This window comes from Stutzerimonas stutzeri (assembly GCF_024448955.1).
In the GTDB taxonomy this organism is placed as follows: domain Bacteria; phylum Pseudomonadota; class Gammaproteobacteria; order Pseudomonadales; family Pseudomonadaceae; genus Stutzerimonas; species Stutzerimonas stutzeri_AQ.
On record NZ_JAMOIH010000002.1, the window covers coordinates 53,667 to 70,955 of the forward strand.

The 17,289-nt window shown below is 62.8% G+C and carries 16 protein-coding genes; 5 read left to right on the top strand and 11 right to left on the bottom strand.

What is annotated here, in order from left to right; all coding sequences use genetic code 11:
- Positions 1 to 160: 160 nt before the first annotated feature.
- Positions 161 to 616 carry a metallophosphoesterase family protein gene (locus NA645_RS02250; RefSeq protein ID WP_256047319.1) on the bottom strand — a complete coding sequence of 152 codons (456 nt, stop codon included), beginning with the start codon at positions 614 to 616 and terminating at the stop codon, positions 161 to 163.
- Between the two features lie 105 nt (positions 617 to 721).
- Here NA645_RS02250 and NA645_RS02255 point away from each other — a divergent pair, with 105 nt between their 5' ends.
- Entirely contained in the window at positions 722 to 1,822 is a 1,101-nt protein-coding gene (locus NA645_RS02255; RefSeq protein WP_256047320.1) for an NAD(P)/FAD-dependent oxidoreductase, read from the top strand.
- On the opposite strand, the gene NA645_RS02260 is transcribed toward NA645_RS02255, so the two are convergent.
- Positions 1,823 to 3,211: a uracil-xanthine permease family protein gene (locus NA645_RS02260; protein WP_256047321.1), complete on the bottom strand. Its 1,389-nt coding sequence runs from the start codon at positions 3,209 to 3,211 to the stop codon at positions 1,823 to 1,825.
- A 159-nt stretch (positions 3,212 to 3,370) separates the two neighbouring features.
- On the opposite strand from NA645_RS02260, the gene NA645_RS02265 reads away from it, so the two are divergent.
- Complete coding sequence (locus tag NA645_RS02265; protein ID WP_256047322.1) at positions 3,371 to 3,730, top strand: DUF1090 domain-containing protein; 360 nt, start codon at positions 3,371 to 3,373, stop codon at positions 3,728 to 3,730.
- Positions 3,731 to 3,876: 146 nt separating this feature from the next.
- Here the strand turns inward: NA645_RS02265 and NA645_RS02270 are convergent, their stop codons facing one another.
- Complete coding sequence (locus NA645_RS02270; protein ID WP_256047323.1) at positions 3,877 to 5,418, bottom strand: nucleobase:cation symporter-2 family protein; 1,542 nt, start codon at positions 5,416 to 5,418, stop codon at positions 3,877 to 3,879.
- Positions 5,419 to 5,751: 333 nt separating this feature from the next.
- On the bottom strand, positions 5,752 to 7,590 hold the full coding sequence (ilvD, locus tag NA645_RS02275; protein ID WP_256047324.1) for a dihydroxy-acid dehydratase: 1,839 nt from the start codon (positions 7,588 to 7,590) through the stop codon (positions 5,752 to 5,754).
- Positions 7,591 to 8,066: 476 nt separating this feature from the next.
- Here ilvD and NA645_RS02280 point away from each other — a divergent pair, with 476 nt between their 5' ends.
- Entirely contained in the window at positions 8,067 to 8,915 is an 849-nt protein-coding gene (locus NA645_RS02280; RefSeq protein WP_256047325.1) for an alpha/beta hydrolase, read from the top strand.
- 59 nt (positions 8,916 to 8,974) lie between these two features.
- Here NA645_RS02280 and NA645_RS02285 read toward each other — a convergent pair whose 3' ends face one another.
- Both NA645_RS02285 and NA645_RS02290 read right to left on the bottom strand, forming a co-directional pair.
- Positions 8,975 to 10,171 carry a class I SAM-dependent rRNA methyltransferase gene (locus tag NA645_RS02285; protein WP_256047326.1) on the bottom strand — a complete coding sequence of 399 codons (1,197 nt, stop codon included), beginning with the start codon at positions 10,169 to 10,171 and terminating at the stop codon, positions 8,975 to 8,977.
- A 318-nt stretch (positions 10,172 to 10,489) separates the two neighbouring features.
- Entirely contained in the window at positions 10,490 to 11,029 is a 540-nt protein-coding gene (locus NA645_RS02290) for a type 1 glutamine amidotransferase domain-containing protein (protein ID WP_256047327.1), read from the bottom strand.
- Positions 11,030 to 11,208: 179 nt separating this feature from the next.
- Between NA645_RS02290 and mutM the strand changes: the two genes are divergently transcribed.
- Both mutM and NA645_RS02300 read left to right on the top strand, forming a co-directional pair.
- Entirely contained in the window at positions 11,209 to 12,021 is an 813-nt protein-coding gene (gene mutM, locus NA645_RS02295) for a bifunctional DNA-formamidopyrimidine glycosylase/DNA-(apurinic or apyrimidinic site) lyase (RefSeq protein WP_256047328.1), read from the top strand.
- 113 nt (positions 12,022 to 12,134) lie between these two features.
- Entirely contained in the window at positions 12,135 to 12,476 is a 342-nt protein-coding gene (locus tag NA645_RS02300) for a multidrug transporter (RefSeq protein WP_131649481.1), read from the top strand.
- 116 nt (positions 12,477 to 12,592) lie between these two features.
- On the opposite strand, the gene NA645_RS02305 is transcribed toward NA645_RS02300, so the two are convergent.
- The 5 genes from NA645_RS02305 to NA645_RS02325 all read right to left on the bottom strand — a co-directional run bounded on the left by NA645_RS02305 (position 12,593) and on the right by NA645_RS02325 (position 17,182).
- Complete coding sequence (locus tag NA645_RS02305) at positions 12,593 to 12,844, bottom strand: YfhL family 4Fe-4S dicluster ferredoxin (protein ID WP_256047329.1); 252 nt, start codon at positions 12,842 to 12,844, stop codon at positions 12,593 to 12,595.
- Between the two features lie 137 nt (positions 12,845 to 12,981).
- Positions 12,982 to 13,464, bottom strand: coding sequence for a pantetheine-phosphate adenylyltransferase (gene coaD, locus NA645_RS02310; protein ID WP_256047330.1), 483 nt, complete (start codon positions 13,462 to 13,464; stop codon positions 12,982 to 12,984).
- Between the two features lie 94 nt (positions 13,465 to 13,558).
- Positions 13,559 to 15,154 carry a GMC family oxidoreductase gene (locus NA645_RS02315; protein ID WP_256047331.1) on the bottom strand — a complete coding sequence of 532 codons (1,596 nt, stop codon included), beginning with the start codon at positions 15,152 to 15,154 and terminating at the stop codon, positions 13,559 to 13,561.
- Positions 15,155 to 15,191: 37 nt separating this feature from the next.
- Entirely contained in the window at positions 15,192 to 15,728 is a 537-nt protein-coding gene (locus tag NA645_RS02320; protein ID WP_256047332.1) for a twin-arginine translocation pathway signal protein, read from the bottom strand.
- Positions 15,729 to 15,751: 23 nt separating this feature from the next.
- Positions 15,752 to 17,182 carry a coniferyl aldehyde dehydrogenase gene (locus NA645_RS02325; protein WP_256047333.1) on the bottom strand — a complete coding sequence of 477 codons (1,431 nt, stop codon included), beginning with the start codon at positions 17,180 to 17,182 and terminating at the stop codon, positions 15,752 to 15,754.
- Between the last annotated feature and the right edge of the window lie 107 nt (positions 17,183 to 17,289).

The window sequence follows — 17,289 nt, forward strand, 5'->3', positions numbered from 1 at the left end:
GCACTGGCGCCGGGTGGGGTTGGCCCCGTTGGGCGAATGAATTCGCCCCTACACATGATGCGGCGACTCAGAGCTGCCGGTCAGGGCAGTCCTGTAGGGGCGAACTTGTTCGCCCGGCAGAGGCTAGGCTTCCCACGACGCTCGGATCGAAAACCTTGGCTCAGCCCAGCGTAACCAGCTGCGGGCGGGGCTGGCCGTCCTCGATGTCGAGCAGCGCCAGGCTGATCGGCAGCTTGAAGCGGCGCCGCCCGGCACTGCCCGGATTGATGTAGAGCACATTGTCGATCTGCTCGATCTTCGGCTGATGGGAATGCCCGGCGATCACCACGGCGATACCGGCGTCGGCAGGGTTCAGCGCCAGTTCCTTAAGATCGTGCAGCACGTGTATGCGCAGCCCGCCAAGCTGCAGATCCAGCCGCTCGGGGATATCGGCGGCCCATTCACCGCTGTCGACATTGCCGCGAATCGTGTCCAGCGGCGCCAGCTCTCGAAGCGCGTCGAGAACTTCCGCCTTGCCGATGTCGCCAGCATGGATGATGCGGTCGCAACCTTTCAATGCGGCCACCGCTTCGGGCCGAAGCAGGCCGTGGGTGTCGGAGATGATGCCGATGCGCATGCGGACTCCAGTCGTTCGAGTGTGCTCCAGGTTAAGGCAACCGAGACTTGGCTGCGGTTCGATGTTGCGGCAGTCTGGCGCTCGCCGAACGAAGAGGGCGAATCAATGGAACGGGTCGATTGCATCGTCATCGGGGCGGGCGTTGTGGGGCTTGCTGTGGCACGGGTACTGGCGCGAACCGGGCGCGAGGTGCTGATTGTGGAAGCCGAGGCGGCCATCGGCACGGGCACCAGTTCGCGCAATAGCGAAGTCATTCATGCCGGCATCTACTATCCGCAAGGCTCGCTGAAGGCTCGCCTGTGCGTGGCGGGGCGGGATGCGCTCTACGCGTTTTGCGACAGCCACGGCGTACCTTATCGGCGCTGCGGCAAGCTGATCGTGGCGACCGACGAGTCGCAACTGGCCGGACTTCAAGCGCTACAAGCGCACGGCGTAGCCAACGGCGTCGATGATCTTCGGCGGCTCGATGGCGGCGAGGTGCGCGCGCTGGAACCGCAGCTCAACGCCGTCGCGGGACTCTTGTCACCGAGCACCGGGATCGTCGACAGCCATGCGCTGATGCTGGCGCTGCTGGGTGATGCCGAGCGCGCGGGCGCGCTGCTGGCGCTGCGTGCGCCGGTAAAAACGATCGAAATTCTGGACGATGGGTTGCGTGTCGATATCGGCGGCGATGAGCCGATGACGCTGCTTGCTACGACAGTGATCAATTGCGCCGGACATGCGGCGCCGGTGATCGCCGCCCTGACTAGCGGCCTGCCTGCCGATGCGGTGCCAACGCGCTATTTCGCCAAAGGCAGTTATTTCAGCCTGGCGACGGCGACGCCCTTCAGGCATCTGGTTTATCCGCTACCCGAACCTGATGGGCTGGGTGTGCACCTGACGCTGGATCTCGGTGGCCAGGCCCGCTTCGGCCCGGATGTGCAGTGGGTCGAGTCGCTCGATTACGATGTGGATGCCCGTCGCGCCGACAGCTTTTACGCCGCCATCCGTCGCTATTGGCCTGAGCTGCCGGATGGCGCGCTGCAACCGGCTTACACCGGTATCCGACCGAAAATCAGCGGCCCGGGCGAGCCGGCGGCGGATTTCCGAATCGACGGCCCGACGCAGCATGGCATCGCCGGGTTGGTGAATCTGTTCGGCATCGAGTCGCCAGGGCTGACCGCAGCCTTGGCGATTGCCGACGAGGTGCGTCAGCGCCTCGGGTGATCAGGCCTGTTCGTGCGTATTCTCTGGCGACTCGGGCAAAAACCAGTTCATCAGCAGTGCACAGATACCGCCAGTGGCGACGCCCGATTCCAGTACGTTGCGCAGCGCCACCGGCAGGTTCGCCAGGAATTCCGGCACCTGGGAAAAGCCCAGGCCGAGCGCCAGCGACACCGAGATGATCAGCAGCGCGCGACGATCCAGCTGAATACCGGCAAGGATGTTGATGCCCGCCGCCGCCACCGCACCGAACATCACCAGCGCGGCCCCGCCCAGCACGGGCTCGGGTACCGCCTGCAGCACGCCGGCGACTGCCGGGAACAGGCCGAGCACCACCAGCATCACGGCGATCCACATACCGATGTAACGGCTGGCGATGCCGGTGAGCTGGATGATGCCGTTGTTCTGCGCGAACACCGAGCTGGGGAAGGTATTGAAGATGCCCGCCAGCAGTGAGTTGGCGCCATTAACCAGCACGCCGCCCTTGATGCGCTGCATCCACAGCGGGCCTTCGACCGGCTGACGCGAAAGTTTGCTGGTGGCGGTGATGTCACCGATGGCTTCCAGCGAGGTGACCAGATAAATCACCACCATCGGAATGAACAGGCTCCAGGAGAATCCCAGGCCGAAGTGCAACGGCATCGGTACTTCGAACAGCTCGGCTTCGCGCATGCCGGTAAAGTCCAGACGCCCGAGATAAGCGGCCAGCGCATAGCCAATGGCCAGCGCGATGATGATCGCGCAGCTGCGCAGCCACACCACTGGTAACCGGTTGAGCACGACGATGGCCGCCAGCACCACACCGGACAGTAGCAAGTTCTCGCGGCTACCGAAGGTGCCGTCGCCCATGGCCGCGTAACCGCCGCCCATGCTGATCAGACCGACCTTGATCAGCGTCAGGCCGATCATCAGCACCACGATGCCGGTCACCAATGGTGTGATCAGACGTTTGATGAACGGCAGGATGCGCGACACGCCCATCTCGATGAAGGAGCCGGCGATGACCACGCCGAAGATCGCCGCCATCACGCCTTCCACCGGCGTGCCCTGGCTAACCATCAATACGCCGCCGGCGATCAGCGGGCCGACGAAGTTGAAGCTGGTGCCCTGCACGATCAGCAGCCCGGCACCCAGTGGTCCGAAGCGCTTGCATTGCACGAAGGTGGCGATGCCAGAAATCACCAGTGACATCGAGACGATGATGTTGGTGTCGCGTGGCGACACGCCGATGGCCTGGCAGATCAGCAGGCCGGGGGTAACGATCGGCACGATGATCGCCAGCAAATGCTGAAGGGCGGCGAAGAAGGCAATCCAGGGACGTGGACGGTCATCGAGCCCGTAGACCAGTTCGTCCGGCGTTTCGGGGGCGGTTTTATTATCGGGAGCGCTCATGGCCGTCTTCCAGGCGAAAAGAGCGCGATTCTACTGACCGGGCTGCCGTACGGACAGTGCGGCGTTCGGGGCCTTGAAGGCTTGTCGCGGTTATTTTCCGCAACCTGTTGCACCGATACGACTCCTACAATTACCGAAACCCAATCGAGGAGTGCCCGAATGAAAATCGTCGTCGCAATGACCCTGCTGTCGCTCGTCACCGGCCTGGCCCACGCTCAGGAAAGCTGTGCCAGCAAGGAAGCGGACATCCGCCGCCAGTTGGAGCATGCCCGTGAACAGGGCAACGCCGGGCGTATCGAGGGTCTGGAAACCGCGCTGAGCAAGGTCCGGGCGCACTGTACCGAAGAGGGATTGCAGGCCGAGCGGCAAGAAGAGATCGACGAGGCGCGGGAGGAGATCAGCGAGCGTGAAGCCGATCTGCAAGAGGCATTGCGTGATGGCGATCCGGAGAAGATCGAAACGCGCGAGCGCAAACTGGCCGAAGCCAGGGAAGAGTTGCGAGAGATATTGGAAGACTAGGGTCTGTTCCCGTTTCGTACGCGGCTGCGACGAAACGGCAACAGACCCTAAGGCTTGGCGTAACAGCGACAACGCCGAACTCTGCATAAAACAATGCCCGCCTGGATGAGGCGGGCATTGTTCAATCGGGCTTTCGCGCGGCGGCCTTATCCGCTGGTCGGAACCGCCTCCGTCATCTTGGCTTGCGGTGGCTGCTGTGTGGGTGCGCCGTGGTCTTCGGCGCCGATCACTGGCACCTCGTTGCCGTCCACGTCAAACAGCTTGCCATCGCGGAAATGGTCGCCATCGTGCAGTGCGGCAATGTCCTGGTAGCGCAGGGTGCGTTCGTTGCCGGCGGCGAATACCGACTGCTGGTCCGAGTTGCCGGCGGTCAGGTGGTTGAACAGCAGGTTCAACAGGATCGCCATGATTGCCGCCGAGCTGATGCCCGAGTGGAAGATGGTCTCGAACCAGGCGGGGAAGTGATGGTAGAAGCTCGGCGCGGCGATCGGGATCATGCCGAAGCCGATCGAGGTGGCGACGATGATCAGGTTCATGTTGTTGCGGTATTCGACCTGCGCCAGGGTACGGATACCGGCAGCGGCTACGGTGCCGAACAGCACGATGCCGGCGCCGCCGAGCACTGCGGTGGGCACTGCGGCGACCAGGCGACCCATCACCGGCAGCAGGCCGAGCGTCACCAGAATCAGGCCGGCGCTAGCTACCACGTAACGGCTCTTGATACCGGTGACCGCCACCAGCCCCACGTTCTGAGCGAAAGCGCTCTGGGTAAACGAGCCGAAGATCGGTGCCAGGCTGCTGGAGATCATGTCGGCACGCAGGCCGTCGCCCAGGCGCTTGGAGTCGACCTTGGTGTCGATGATTTCACCGACAGCGAGGATATCGGCGGAGGTTTCCACCAGCGTGACGATGACCACGATCAGCATCGACAGGATCGCCGCAAACTGGAACACCGGTGCCCCGAAATGCAGCGGTGACGGCAGGGCGACGACCGGACCGTCCAGTACGCTGGAGAAATCGGCCATGCCGAAGAACACCGCGGCCACGGTACCGACCACCATCGCCAGAAGGATGGACAAGCGGGAGATGGTGGCGCTGCCGAGCTTGCTCAGCAGCAACACGCAAGCGAGGGTGAAGCCTGCCAGGCCGATGTTGGCCATGCTGCCGAAGTCCGGTGCCTGGCTGTTGCCACCCATCGCCCAGCGTGCCGCGACTGGCATCAGGGTCAGGCCGATCGTCGTGATGACGATGCCGGTCACCAAGGGAGGGAAGAACTTGGTGATGCGCGAGAACACCGGCGTGATCAGCAAGCCGATCAGCGAGGCGGCAATCACCGCGCCGAACACCACCGGAAGCCCTCCGGCCCCATCGCTGCCGATGATGGCGATCATCGTTGCCACGCCTGCGAAGGATACGCCCTGTACCAGAGGCAGCTGGCAGCCAAAGAACGGCAGGCCGAGCGTTTGCAGCAAAGTGGCCGCACCGCCAGCGAACAGCGAAGCGGCGATTAGCAGACCGATTTCGGCCGGCGACAAACCGGCTGCCTGACCGACGATCAGCGGCACCGCAACGATGCCTCCGTACATGGTCAGTACGTGTTGCAGGCCATAGGCCAGGTTGGCACCGACGCCGAGGTTCTCGTCCTCTGGACGCTTCTCCGACGGGGTGCTGACGGATGAGACTGTCATGGTGATCCCTTTCTGGCTGTTGTTCTTGTGCTCCTAATGTAGACAATTCGTTACCAGGATGACCAGGCTTTTGTATACATTTCTGCTTTCGCCAGTTTGTCATCAATGTGCGTCGATCAACGGTAATTGGGTCGTTTAAATACGACATTAACGATCCTAGCGAAGAGAGCAAGGAATACGAAACGACGAGTGGCAGCCGCAGATGCCCCTGTTTGGCAGCTGAGCGGAGGATATTGGCAGAGAGCGACGAAGGGGATTTTCCAGCCTTGCGCTGGCTTCGCAAATGACGAGCCCGGCACAAGGCCGGGCTCGATGACGGTAACGGCGTAGCGGTTAGTCTTCCAGCATCGCCTTGTTGCGCACCGCGCCCTTGTCGGCGCTGGTGGCGAGCAGGGCGTAGGCCTTGAGCGCCGTAGTCACCTTGCGTGCACGCGGTGCGGCGGGCTTCCAGCCTTTCTTGTCCTGCTCGATGCGGCGGTGGGACAGTTCTTCATCGCTGACCTGCAGATTGATGCTGCGGTTGGGGATGTCGATCAGCACCTTGTCGCCATCGCGTACCAGGCCAATGGCGCCGCCTGCAGCGGCTTCCGGCGAAGCATGGCCGATGGACAGGCCCGAGGTGCCGCCGGAGAAACGGCCGTCGGTGAGCAGGGCGCAGTCCTTGCCCAGGCCCTTGGACTTCAGGTAGCTGGTCGGATAGAGCATTTCCTGCATGCCCGGACCGCCTTTCGGACCTTCGTAGCGAATGATGACGATGTCGCCGGCCTTCACTTCGTCATTGAGGATGCCCTTTACGGCGCTGTCCTGGCTTTCGAAGATCTTCGCCGTACCTTCGAATACGTGAATGGACTCATCCACGCCGGCGGTCTTCACCACGCAGCCGTCCAGGGCGATGTTGCCGTAAAGCACGGCCAGGCCGCCTTCCTGGGAATAGGCGTGCTCGACCGAGCGAATGCAGCCGTTTTCACGGTCGTCATCCAGGCTGTCCCAGCGGGTCGACTGGCTGAACGCCGTCTGCGTCGGGATGCCGGCCGGGCCTGCCTTGAAGAAGGTGTGCACGGCTTCGTCTTGGGTCTGGGTGATGTCCCACTGGGCGATGGCTTCTTCCATGCTGCGGCTGTGCACGGTGGGCACGTCGGTGTGCAGCAGGCCGCCACGGGCCAGCTCGCCGAGAATGGAGAAGATGCCACCGGCGCGGTGCACGTCTTCCATGTGGTACTTCTGGATGTTCGGCGCGACCTTGCACAGCTGCGGCACCTTGCGCGACAGGGCATCGATGGCGCGCAGGTCGAAGTCCACTTCGGCTTCCTGGGCCGCGGCCAACAGGTGCAGGATGGTGTTGGTCGAGCCGCCCATGGCGATGTCCAGGGTCATGGCGTTCTCGAACGCGCGACGGCTGGCGATGTTGCGTGGCAGGACCGACTCGTCGCCTTCACCGTAATAACGCTGGCACAGCTCGACGACGGTGCGGCCGGCACGCAGGAACAGCTGCTCGCGGTCGCTGTGGGTGGCCAGGGTCGAACCGTTGCCGGGTAGGGCCAGGCCCAGGGCTTCGGCCAGGCAGTTCATCGAGTTGGCGGTGAACATGCCGGAGCAGCTGCCGCAAGTTGGGCAGGCGCTGCGCTCGTATTCGGCGACTTTTTCGTCGGACGCGCTTTCATCAGCGGCGATGACCATGGCGTCGACCAAGTCGAGGCCGTGGCTGGCCAGTTTGGTCTTGCCGGCTTCCATCGGGCCACCGGAGACGAATACCACCGGGATGTTCAGGCGCAGCGCCGCCATCAGCATGCCGGGGGTGATCTTGTCGCAGTTGGAGATGCAGACGATGGCGTCGGCGCAGTGCGCGTTGACCATGTACTCAACCGAGTCGGCGATGATCTCGCGCGAAGGCAGCGAATAGAGCATGCCGTCGTGGCCCATGGCGATGCCGTCGTCGACTGCGATGGTGTTGAATTCCTTGGCGACGCCGCCGTGCTTTTCGATCTCGCGGGCGACCAGTTGGCCCAGATCCTTCAGGTGCACGTGGCCGGGCACGAACTGGGTGAAGGAGTTGGCGATGGCGATGATCGGCTTCTTGAAGTCTTCATCCTTCATGCCAGTGGCGCGCCACAGCGCGCGGGCACCGGCCATGTTGCGGCCGTGCGTGGAGGTTTTCGAGCGGTAATCGGGCATGACGGTTCCTGCGGCTAATCAGCGATTCGAATAGTGCTAATGGTGAGCGTCACCTGTGCCGCGTGCAACGGTAGGTGACCGTGCGTGCGGAGGGGCCGGATCGAGGCGGGGTATCGCTCGGACGGCCTGGGCTCATTGGCCCGCCGGGGGATGATGGCGAGGAATGAGCCGATTCTACGCGCGTTCCTGTCAGCGAGCCAAACGGCACGATTACCGGTCCTCATCCTATGTTGAGTTAAGCGCATCAACACTGAATGTAATGATCAATTATTCAGCCGGGGCGAAGCGCAGCCGTTCGTCCGCTGCTAAGGCGTTTCCAGTGGCGCGGTGGTTTTCGCTGGCTAGGGTTGACTCGGCCGACTGGCGCCCGCGCTGATGGTAAGCCGGTAGATTCAGGAGGTGCAGTGCGTTCGACTCGCATGGGGTGAGTGGCGCGACGTCCAAACACATGATCAGAACAACAAGAGGAAATACACATGCTGGACATTAAACTCAGCGGTATTGCCGCTGTGCTAGGCCTGGCGATCTGCGGGTCTGCGTTGGCTGCGCCATTGCCGGATACCCCCGGGGCACCATTTCCGGGTGTGTCGAATTTCGAGCGCTCCGGACCTTATGCCTCCACCAGTCGCAGCGAAGGCCCGAACTGCCGAATCTATCGGCCTTCCACGCTGGGGCAAAATGGCGTGCGTCATCCGGTCGTGCTGTGGGGCAACGGGACCGGAACTGGGCCAACCGCGTATTCCGGCCTGTTGTCGCACTGGGCGAGCCATGGATTCGTAGTCGCTGCGGCGGAAACCTCCAACGCCGGGACCGGGCGGGACATGCTGGCGTGCCTCGACTATCTGGTACAGGAAAGCAACCGTACCTTCGGCGCCTACGTGGGCGTCCTCAATACAGGCCGGGTCGGCACGTCCGGTCATTCCCAGGGCGGCGGCGGTTCGATCATGGCCGGGCAGGATGATCGCGTAAGTGTTACTGCGCCGATTCAGCCCTACACCATTGGCCTTGGCCATAACCCAGCCTCCCAGCGAAATCAGAAAGGGCCGATGTTCCTGATGTCAGGCGGAGGGGACAACATCGCGATCCCTTATCTCAACGCGCAGCCGGTCTATTCGCGAGCCAATGTGCCGGTGTTCTGGGGTGAGCGACGTTTCGTCAGCCACTTCGAGCCGGTCGGTGACGGTGGGGCCTATCGCGGACCGTCCACAGCGTGGTTCCGTTATCACCTGATGGAAGATCAGACGGCCCGCAGCACCTTCTATGGTCGCTTCTGCGGCTTGTGTACCAGCACCTTGTGGACCGAGCAGCGCAAGGATATCGAGTAAGCGTTGCGCCGAAACCCTCGCACACATTGCAGTGCGGGGGTTTCGTCTGCAGTGAGTCATCAACTGTTGGGCAGGATCCGGCAGGTGATGCTCTTGATGTACCGCGTTTCCGGGATCGCCGGGTGCACCGGATGATCCGGGCCCTGGCTACCACGTTCGAGCAGCTGGATGTTGCGATCCAGATGGCGTGCGCTGCCGAGCAGGATGTTCTGCAGGTTGTCTTCCTCAAGATGCATCGAGCAGCTGGCACTGACCAGAATGCCGTCCTTGTTGAGCAGGCGCATCGCGGTTTCGTTAAGGCGGCGATAGGCGGCCTCGCCGTTCTTCAGGTCCTTCTTGCGCTTGATGAACGCGGGCGGGTCGGTGATGACCACGTCGAAGCGCTCTTCGGCGTTCTTCAATTCCTTCATTGCCTCGAAAGCATCGCCCTCGACGCAGGTCATCTTCTCGGCGACGCCATTGAGCGCGGCATTGCGCTCAACGCCATCCAGCGCAAAGGCCGAGGCGTCGACGCAGAACACCTCGCTGGCGCCGAAGGCGGCGGCCTGCACGCCCCAGCCGCCGATATAGCTGAACAGATCGAGCACGCGCTTACCCTTGACGTAGGGCGCCAGGCGCGCGCGATTCATGCGGTGATCGTAGAACCAGCCGGTCTTCTGACCTTGCAGCACCGGCGCTTCGAATTTCACGCCGTTCTCTTCCAGGGCGACCCACTCGGGCACCACACCGAAGGCGGTATCGACGTAACGCTCCAGACCCTCGGCATCGCGGGCGCTGGAATCGTTCTTCCACAGCACGCCACGCGGTTTGAGCACCTGGACAAGCGCTTCAAGCACGGCGTCTTTGTTGCGCTCCATGGTGGCCGAAGCCAACTGCACCACCAGATGATCGTGGAAGCGATCCACCACCAAACCCGGCAGCAGGTCGGAATCACCATAGATCAGGCGGTAGCAGGGCTGATCGAACAGGCGCTCACGCAGCGACAGCGCGACCTGGATGCGATGCACCAGCAAGGATTTGTCCAGGCTGTGCTTGAGATCGCGCGACAGCAGGCGCGCGCAGATCAGGTTGTTCGGCGACACGCCGACGATGCCCAGCGGCTTGCCACCAGCGGCTTCGAGAATTGCCTGATCGCCTGCGGCAAAGCCGCTCAGCGGCGTGGCAGCGGTATCAACCTCGTTGCTGTAGACCCACAGATGACCGGCGCGCAGGCGGCGATCGGCGTTGGCTTTGAGGCGCAGGCTGGGCAGGGTCATCGGCGGGGCTCCCGGAAAAAGGCGGGCATTGTATAGGAGCGGCAGGCTGCAAGCTCCAGGTTAAAAGCCAAGGCTTGTCTGGGTCGGCTGTTGCCAAAGCGGCTCGGGGCTTTGCTCGGAGCGAGAGGCTGCCCGCTTTAGCCTATGCAGACCGCATTGGTGGGCTGAAGCGGAACGCCGACCGGCTGAACCTACAGGCTGTAGCGAATCCGTAGGGTGTGCTTTAGCGCACCGGGTTTGTTCAGCAACGTGGCGAAGCACGACATCGCCTTTGGTGGGCTGAAGCCCACCCTACGGAAGCGCTGACATAACGCGATATCAGCCGCCCAGCGCCTTGATGAGCGCCTCGTTGAATGCCGGAATGTCGTCTGGCTTGCGGCTGCTGATCAAATGGCCGTCGACAACCACCTGTTCGTCCACCCAGTCGGCGCCGGCGTTTTTCAGGTCGTCGGTGAGCGAAGGCCAACTGGTCATGCGTTTGCCCTTGACCAGACCGGCCGAGGCCAGCAGCCAGGCGCCATGACAGATCACCGCGATGGTCTTGTTCGCCCGCGCCGCGTCGCGCACCAGTTCCTGGGCCATTTCGTCGGTGCGGATGGTGTCGGAATTCACCACCCCGCCGGGCAATAGCAGGGCGTCGTAATCCTCCATGCGGATGGCGTCGAAGGTTTTGTCGACATGAAATTTGGTTGCCGGCGTGGTGTGGTTCCAGCCGGTCACTTCGCCGTTGCTTGATGAAATAATCTCGGCAGTCGCGCCGGCCTTTTCCAGCGCGTCCTTCGGGCCGGTCAGCTCGACTTGCTCGAAACCGTCGGTCACCAGAATCGCCACGCGTTTGCCTTTCAGGGAATCGGTCATTGGGTTTCCTCCTCGTCGGTTTGACTTGTCTACTTGAAATCCGACCATGAGCTCAGCCAAAGTTCGCATCTGTTCGCTGATGGCCTTGCGCCATCCGTTCGGCTGATTTGCTCGCAGCCGGAAGCTCGCCGCTCTACCGCCATGCTAGGATTCAGCGGTCCTCGATCTGCCCGATAGCCATGCCTGAACTACCTGAAGTCGAAACCACCCGCCGTGGCATCGCGCCACACCTCGTAGGCCAACGCGTCAGTCGTGTCATCGTGCGCGAGCGGCGGCTGCGCTGGCCGATCCCGGAAGATCTCGATGTGCGGCTGTCAGGCCAGCGCATCGAAGCCGTCGAGCGCCGGGCCAAATATCTGCTGATAAAAGCCGAGGTCGGCACCTTGATTGCTCACCTGGGCATGTCGGGGAGTCTGCGGCTGGTTCCGGCGGATCTGCCGGTGGGCAAGCATGAGCACGTCGATATCCTCCTCGAATCCGGTATGGCGCTGCGCTACACCGATCCGAGGCGCTTCGGTGCGCTGCTCTGGAGCGATGAGCCTCTGAGCCATGCGCTGCTGGCCAATCTCGGTCCGGAGCCACTCGATGATGTGTTCGACGGTGATCGTCTGTTCCAGATGTCGCGCGGGCGCAGCATGGCGATCAAGCCGTTCATCATGGATAACGCGGTGGTGGTGGGGGTCGGCAATATCTATGCGAGCGAGGCGCTGTTTGCCGCCGGGATCGATCCGCGGCGGGCGGCGGGGGCTGTTTCCAGGGCGCGTTATCTGAAGCTCGCCGCCGAGATTAAGCGGGTGCTCGCTTATGCTATCGAGCGTGGCGGCACGACCTTGCGCGACTTCGTTGGCGGCGACGGCAAGCCGGGCTATTTTCAGCAGGAGCTTTTCGTTTATGGCCGTGGCGGGGATTTCTGCAAAACTTGCGGTTCGACCCTGCGTGAGATCCGGCTGGGTCAGCGGGCCAGTGTCTACTGTGGCCGCTGTCAGCGATGACGCGGTGACTGTGCAGGCATTGACGGTGTTCACGATCAACAACGGCCGGCCACTGCTATAGTGACCGCCACAACAATCATCTGCCTCGTTTCGCCCAGCTGAAGGACCACACCATGAATCTGTTTCGTTCCACTGCTGTTGCTTTGGCCCTGACCACTGGTCTGTTGACGATGCCGGCTCAGGCGCAATCGGTGCAGCAGAACGCCAGCGGCGATCCCATGTATACCGTCGAAGCGCCGAAGGCGTTTTCCATTGTTGGTGATCTGCTGATCGCCCGGCCGCTACTGATTGCGGCGACTGTGGTCGGTGCCGGCCTGTTCGTCGTCAGCCTGCCGTTTACCGCCATGGGCGGCGGCATCAAGGAAACCGGCAAGGCGCTGGTAGTCGAGCCGGGTGCCGCTGCTTTCGCTCGCTGCCTGGGCTGCACCCGCGTTGGTTATAACCGCCAAGACTGATCGCGGTGCCATCGGATCGAGGCCTCGATCCGATCTGCTTTTCCCACGGCTTCGCCGCGTTACGCGTGCGAAGCCGTGTTGCGTTGGGCAGTAAAAAATTGCGAGCGGCTGGGTGATCAGGCCTTGCCGGTGATGATCATGTATTTCTGCATTAGCTCGGCCTTGCTCTCAACGTTGTTCGCGTCGAGCGGGATGCAATCAACCGGACAAACCTGCTGGCACTGTGGTTCATCGTAATGGCCGACGCATTCGGTGCAGAGGTTGGGGTCGATGACGTAGATTTCCTCGCCCTGGGAAATCGCGCTGTTCGGGCACTCGGGCTCGCACACGTCGCAGTTGATGCAGTCATCGGTGATTATCAGGGACATCCAGCTAGCTCCAGCTGCGGCATAGCCGCAGCGCAGGTAAAAACGACGCGCAATTTTGCCGCATCGGCTCGCCCGGTGCACGCGGCAGTGATCACCCTTCTGTCGCCAATCGCTCATCGCCCAAACGCTGAGGCGCTTTAACGCGAGGCGTAGCGCTCGGTCAGTGCCTTCATCACCGACGGATGAACGAACTTGGAAACATCGCCGCCGAGCCGGGCGATCTCGCGCACCAGGGTCGAGGAAATATAGGAAAACTTCTCCGACGGCGTCAGGAACAGGCTTTCCACATCCGGAACGAGCTGACGGTTCATATTGGCCAGCTGGAATTCGTATTCGAAGTCGGAGACCGCTCGCAGGCCGCGCAGCAGCACGTTGGCCTTCTGTTCGGTGACGAAATGCGCCAGCAGCGTGGAGAAGCCCATCACCTTGACGTTCGGCAGATGCGAGGTGACTTCCTGCGCCAGTGCCACGCGCTGCTCCAGCGGGAACAGGGGGTTCTTGTTGGGGCTGGCGGCGACCGCAATGATCACCTCATCGAACAGGCGTGATGCGCGTTCGACCAGGTCGGTGTGGCCCATGGTGATCGGATCGAAGGTTCCCGGATACAGCACTCGATTCATCGCGGCGTCCTGACGCATGCGTGGGGGTTGGATGGTAGCGGCTCGGTAACGGCAGCGTAAAGCATCAATACGGATGGCCTTGGCAGTGCGGCGGTCAGGCTGTTTTCAGGCGATCGGACAGCTGGCTGGAGAGTTTGGCGGTCAGGGCGTAGATCGATAACTGCGGATTAGCGCCGATGCTGGTGGGAAACAGCGAGCCGTCGTGAATCGAGAGATTGTCCAGCTGGTGGTGGCGGCCGAGGCTGTCGGTGACTGCCAGATGCGGGTCCTCTCCCATGGCGCAGCCGCCCATGACGTGTGCGCTGCCAAGCCGCGTGCGGTACAAATCGAGGCTCAGCTCGTCGATGATCTGGCGCGCTTGAGCGAGGCTGTTCGCGTAGACCGCGTCGTTGTGCAGCGGTAGCACGGCTTTGGCGCCGGCGGCGAACTGGACTTCCGCCATGCTGTGATAGGCGCGACGAATCCCGTCCCAGGTATAGGCCGTCATCCGGTAGTCGAGCGTGGGTGAGCCGTCGCTGCGCAGCTGCACCTGGCCTTCGGCGCTGTCCGGATGGAAACCGTCGCGCATCAGCGCAAGCATGGCGTTGGTGTGCGGCAGCTGCTGCATGCGCAAGGCGTTGTCGACACCGAAGCGGCCCAGCAGCGTCGCGGCCAATGTCGGATGAATTGGCGGCACCTCCAACTTGTAGGACATGCGCCCGCTGGTACCGTCGTCCCACTGGAATTGGTCGGAATAGACCGATTGCGGCGCGCCGTAGAAGGGGTTGATGACCGCCTCGAATTGCGCGGCGGAGAAGTTCACCAAATGCAGAAAGGTGCGCTTGCCGAGGCGTTGGTGCGGGTCTGGGGCGTCCGAACGCAACAGGATCGCCGGTGTGTTGATGCCGCCGCCGGCGAGGATATAGTGGAGCGCGCGAACCTGGATCTTCCGTCCGGTCGGGGCCACGCAGCGGGGGTCCATCGCCAGGCATTCGAGCGAGGTGACCCGCTCCCTTTCGATGACGAGGCGCTCGGCGCGGGCGAGATAGAGAAGCTCGCCACCGGCATTCAGGGTGGCGGGAATGGTCGTTACCAGCATCGATTGCTTGGCGTTGGTCGGGCAGCCCATGCCGCAATAGCCGAGGTTCCAGCAGCCGCGCACATTGCGCGGAATCACCGCCCAGCTGTAGCCCAGGGCTTCGCAGCCATCGCGGATCACCTGATTGTTGGCATTCGGCGGCAGGTGCCAGGGCGCGATGCCCAGGCGCTGTTCCATCCGATCGAACCAGGGCGCCAGCGTCTCGGTTGAAAGCCCTTTGACAGCGTGTTCGCGAGCCCAGTGTTCAAGCGTCTGCGTCGGGGTGCGAAAGCTCGACGTCCAGTTCACCAGAGTCGAGCCGCCGATGGCGCGCCCTTGAAGGATGGTGATGGCTCCGTCCTTACTGGTGCGGCCGATCGCCTCCTGATAGAGCGAGGCGTACGCCGCCGGTTCCTGCATGTCGAAATCGCGACTGCTGCGAAGCGGGCCTTCCTCGATCAGCAGCACCTTGAATCCCGCTGCGCTGAGAATCTCGGCACTGGTGCCGCCGCCCGCGCCGCTGCCAACGATGGCGATATCGCACTCAAGGGTGATGTCCTGCTCGAGCCGTGAGCCGTCATGGACGTTCCAACCTCGGGCGAGGCCTTCTGCAAAGGGATCGGCAACCGGCATCTCGGCTCCTTGATGGGAAAGGTGGTGCAGTGGATGGTTAGATGCTTGGCGGGCCAGGGTAGCCGCAGTGTTGCCAAGACTCCGCGCGGCCATACCAAGCCATGAGAATCATCTGCTGCAGCGAGGCGCAGCCTTGTCGCAGCAGGGCTAGCGAACTGTTCTCCCAGCGCTGCAGAAATGCCTGGATATCGACATCCTGCGCCTGTTCCCAGCCACTCCAGATACCGGTCAGCGGGCCGCGAGTCAGCGGCAGGCTGAGAAGATCGAACAACTGCTGAACCTGTCGTGCCACGGCGGGCGGCAAGTGCGCGAGTCCCAGGTCGAGACTCTCCAGGGTGCCTTGGGCGGCGCGAGCCATGACTGACGCCGATGTCGCGCCCTCCAGCACCACGGGTATGAGACGGCGCAGCATCGGCAGATCACTGTCGCGCAGCTGCATGAAGCCACTTGCCGGACGCTCGGCACTGCAACCGGAGAGGCTGCCGAGCACTCCGGCGCCGGCCAGCGCGGCGCTGCCGAACAGCCCGACCTTGAGGAGGCCGCGGCGGGTAAAGGACGGGGCGGGGCGGGGCATCGTGGTCGTCATCGGTGGCGAGTTCAGCGCACGAAGAGCTTGTAGATCAGTTTCTGCAGCGCTTTGCCGTAGGGCGGGTAGATCAGTCGGGCGGCGTTGAAACGCTGCTTGATGAAAACCCCCTTGGCCTTGCTGAAGGTGAGAAACCCCTCGTGCCCATGATAGTGGCCCATGCCGGAAGGGCCGACGCCGCCGAACGGCAGGTCGTCCTGTGCGACATGCAGCAGCGTGTCGTTGAGGCAGACGCCGCCGGAGTGGGTGTGACGCAGCACTCGGCGCTGCTCGGCTTTGTCGTAGCCAAAGTAATAGAGCGCCAGCGGGCGCGGGCGGGCATTGATGTAGGCGAGCGCCTGATCGGGCTCGTCGTAGGGCACGATGGGCAGCAACGGGCCGAAAATCTCGTCCTGCATCAGCTGCATGTCATCGCTGACGTCGAGCACCACACAGTGCGGCATGCGTCGCTGCTGGCCTTGATCGAACAGCGGCAGCAGGCGCGCGCCCTTGGTCTGGGCATCGTCCAGATAACCCTGCAGCCGAGCGTGCTGACGCGGATTGATGATGGAGGTGTAGTCAGGATTGTCCGTCAGCTGCGGGTAAAAGCGCCGTACAGCGTCACGATAGGCATCGACGAAACCCTCGATACGCTGCCGCGGAACCAGCACATAATCCGGGGCGACGCAGGTCTGGCCTGCATTAAGTGTCTTGCCGAAGGCGATGCGCTCGGCGGCGTCGGCCAGCGGTACGTCGGCCGAGACGATGGCGGGCGACTTGCCGCCCAGTTCGAGGGTGACCGGCGTCAAATTCTCCGCCGCGGCGCGCATCACCTGCCGACCGATGCTGGTGCTGCCGGTGAACAGCAGGTGATCGAACGGCAGCTGCGAAAAGGCGATGCCCGTCTCGGCTTCACCGAGGATCACCGCGACCTGTTCGTCAGGGAAAATCTGCGCCAGCAGCTCCTTCAACAGCTGCCCTGTGGCTGGCGTCGACTCGCTCATTTTCAGCATCACCCGATTGCCCGCCGCCAGCGCGCCGATCAACGGGCCGATGGCCAGATACAGCGGATAATTCCAGGGCACGATGATGCCGACCACGCCGAGCGGCTGATACACCACCTTCGCGCTGGCCGGCTGAAAGGCTAGGCCGACGCTGCGCCGCGAAGGCTTCATCCACTTGCGCAGCCGTCGTTTGGCGTAACGAATTCCATGCAGACTGGGCATGATCTCGGCCAACCGCGTTTCATCCGCCGAGCGGTTGCCGAAGTCCTCGCTAATGGCCTCGATCAGCGGCTGCTGATGGCGCGCCAGCAGGTCATGCAGGGCCTCCAGCCATTGCAGGCGATCCTCGGCGCCCGGGCTGGGCTGGGCCTGAAATGCGCTGCGCTGACGTTCGAACAGCGGTTGCAGACGCTCGAATTCGGATTGCGTCGGGTCCAGATAGGCGACAGTGGCAGGCATGGCGACGTCCGATATAGGCAGGATCGGAATGTTTTAGAGTTATTGCTCTAGTCTGTCAATCGAGGTGCTTGCACGCGGCGTCGGGGTTATCTTTGCGCTTCTGCTTC

What these genes read in the sequence shown, in the direction of transcription:
- NA645_RS02325 (WP_256047333.1), bottom strand. Translation starts at nt 17,182, where the DNA reads ATGCCTGCCACTGTCGCCTATCTGGACCCGACGCAATCCGAATTCGAG.
- NA645_RS02300 (WP_131649481.1), top strand. Translation starts at nt 12,135, where the DNA reads ATGAATCTGTTTCGTTCCACTGCTGTTGCTTTGGCCCTGACCACTGGT.
- NA645_RS02285 (WP_256047326.1), bottom strand. Translation starts at nt 10,171, where the DNA reads ATGACCCTGCCCAGCCTGCGCCTCAAAGCCAACGCCGATCGCCGCCTG.
- NA645_RS02250 (WP_256047319.1), bottom strand. Translation starts at nt 616, where the DNA reads ATGCGCATCGGCATCATCTCCGACACCCACGGCCTGCTTCGGCCCGAA.
- ilvD (WP_256047324.1), bottom strand. Translation starts at nt 7,590, where the DNA reads ATGCCCGATTACCGCTCGAAAACCTCCACGCACGGCCGCAACATGGCC.
- coaD (WP_256047330.1), bottom strand. Translation starts at nt 13,464, where the DNA reads ATGAATCGAGTGCTGTATCCGGGAACCTTCGATCCGATCACCATGGGC.
- NA645_RS02280 (WP_256047325.1), top strand. Translation starts at nt 8,067, where the DNA reads ATGCTGGACATTAAACTCAGCGGTATTGCCGCTGTGCTAGGCCTGGCG.
- NA645_RS02290 (WP_256047327.1), bottom strand. Translation starts at nt 11,029, where the DNA reads ATGACCGATTCCCTGAAAGGCAAACGCGTGGCGATTCTGGTGACCGAC.
- NA645_RS02315 (WP_256047331.1), bottom strand. Translation starts at nt 15,154, where the DNA reads ATGCCGGTTGCCGATCCCTTTGCAGAAGGCCTCGCCCGAGGTTGGAAC.
- NA645_RS02305 (WP_256047329.1), bottom strand. Translation starts at nt 12,844, where the DNA reads ATGTCCCTGATAATCACCGATGACTGCATCAACTGCGACGTGTGCGAG.
- mutM (WP_256047328.1), top strand. Translation starts at nt 11,209, where the DNA reads ATGCCTGAACTACCTGAAGTCGAAACCACCCGCCGTGGCATCGCGCCA.
- NA645_RS02320 (WP_256047332.1), bottom strand. Translation starts at nt 15,728, where the DNA reads ATGCCCCGCCCCGCCCCGTCCTTTACCCGCCGCGGCCTCCTCAAGGTC.
- NA645_RS02260 (WP_256047321.1), bottom strand. Translation starts at nt 3,211, where the DNA reads ATGAGCGCTCCCGATAATAAAACCGCCCCCGAAACGCCGGACGAACTG.
- NA645_RS02255 (WP_256047320.1), top strand. Translation starts at nt 722, where the DNA reads ATGGAACGGGTCGATTGCATCGTCATCGGGGCGGGCGTTGTGGGGCTT.
- NA645_RS02270 (WP_256047323.1), bottom strand. Translation starts at nt 5,418, where the DNA reads ATGACAGTCTCATCCGTCAGCACCCCGTCGGAGAAGCGTCCAGAGGAC.
- NA645_RS02265 (WP_256047322.1), top strand. Translation starts at nt 3,371, where the DNA reads ATGAAAATCGTCGTCGCAATGACCCTGCTGTCGCTCGTCACCGGCCTG.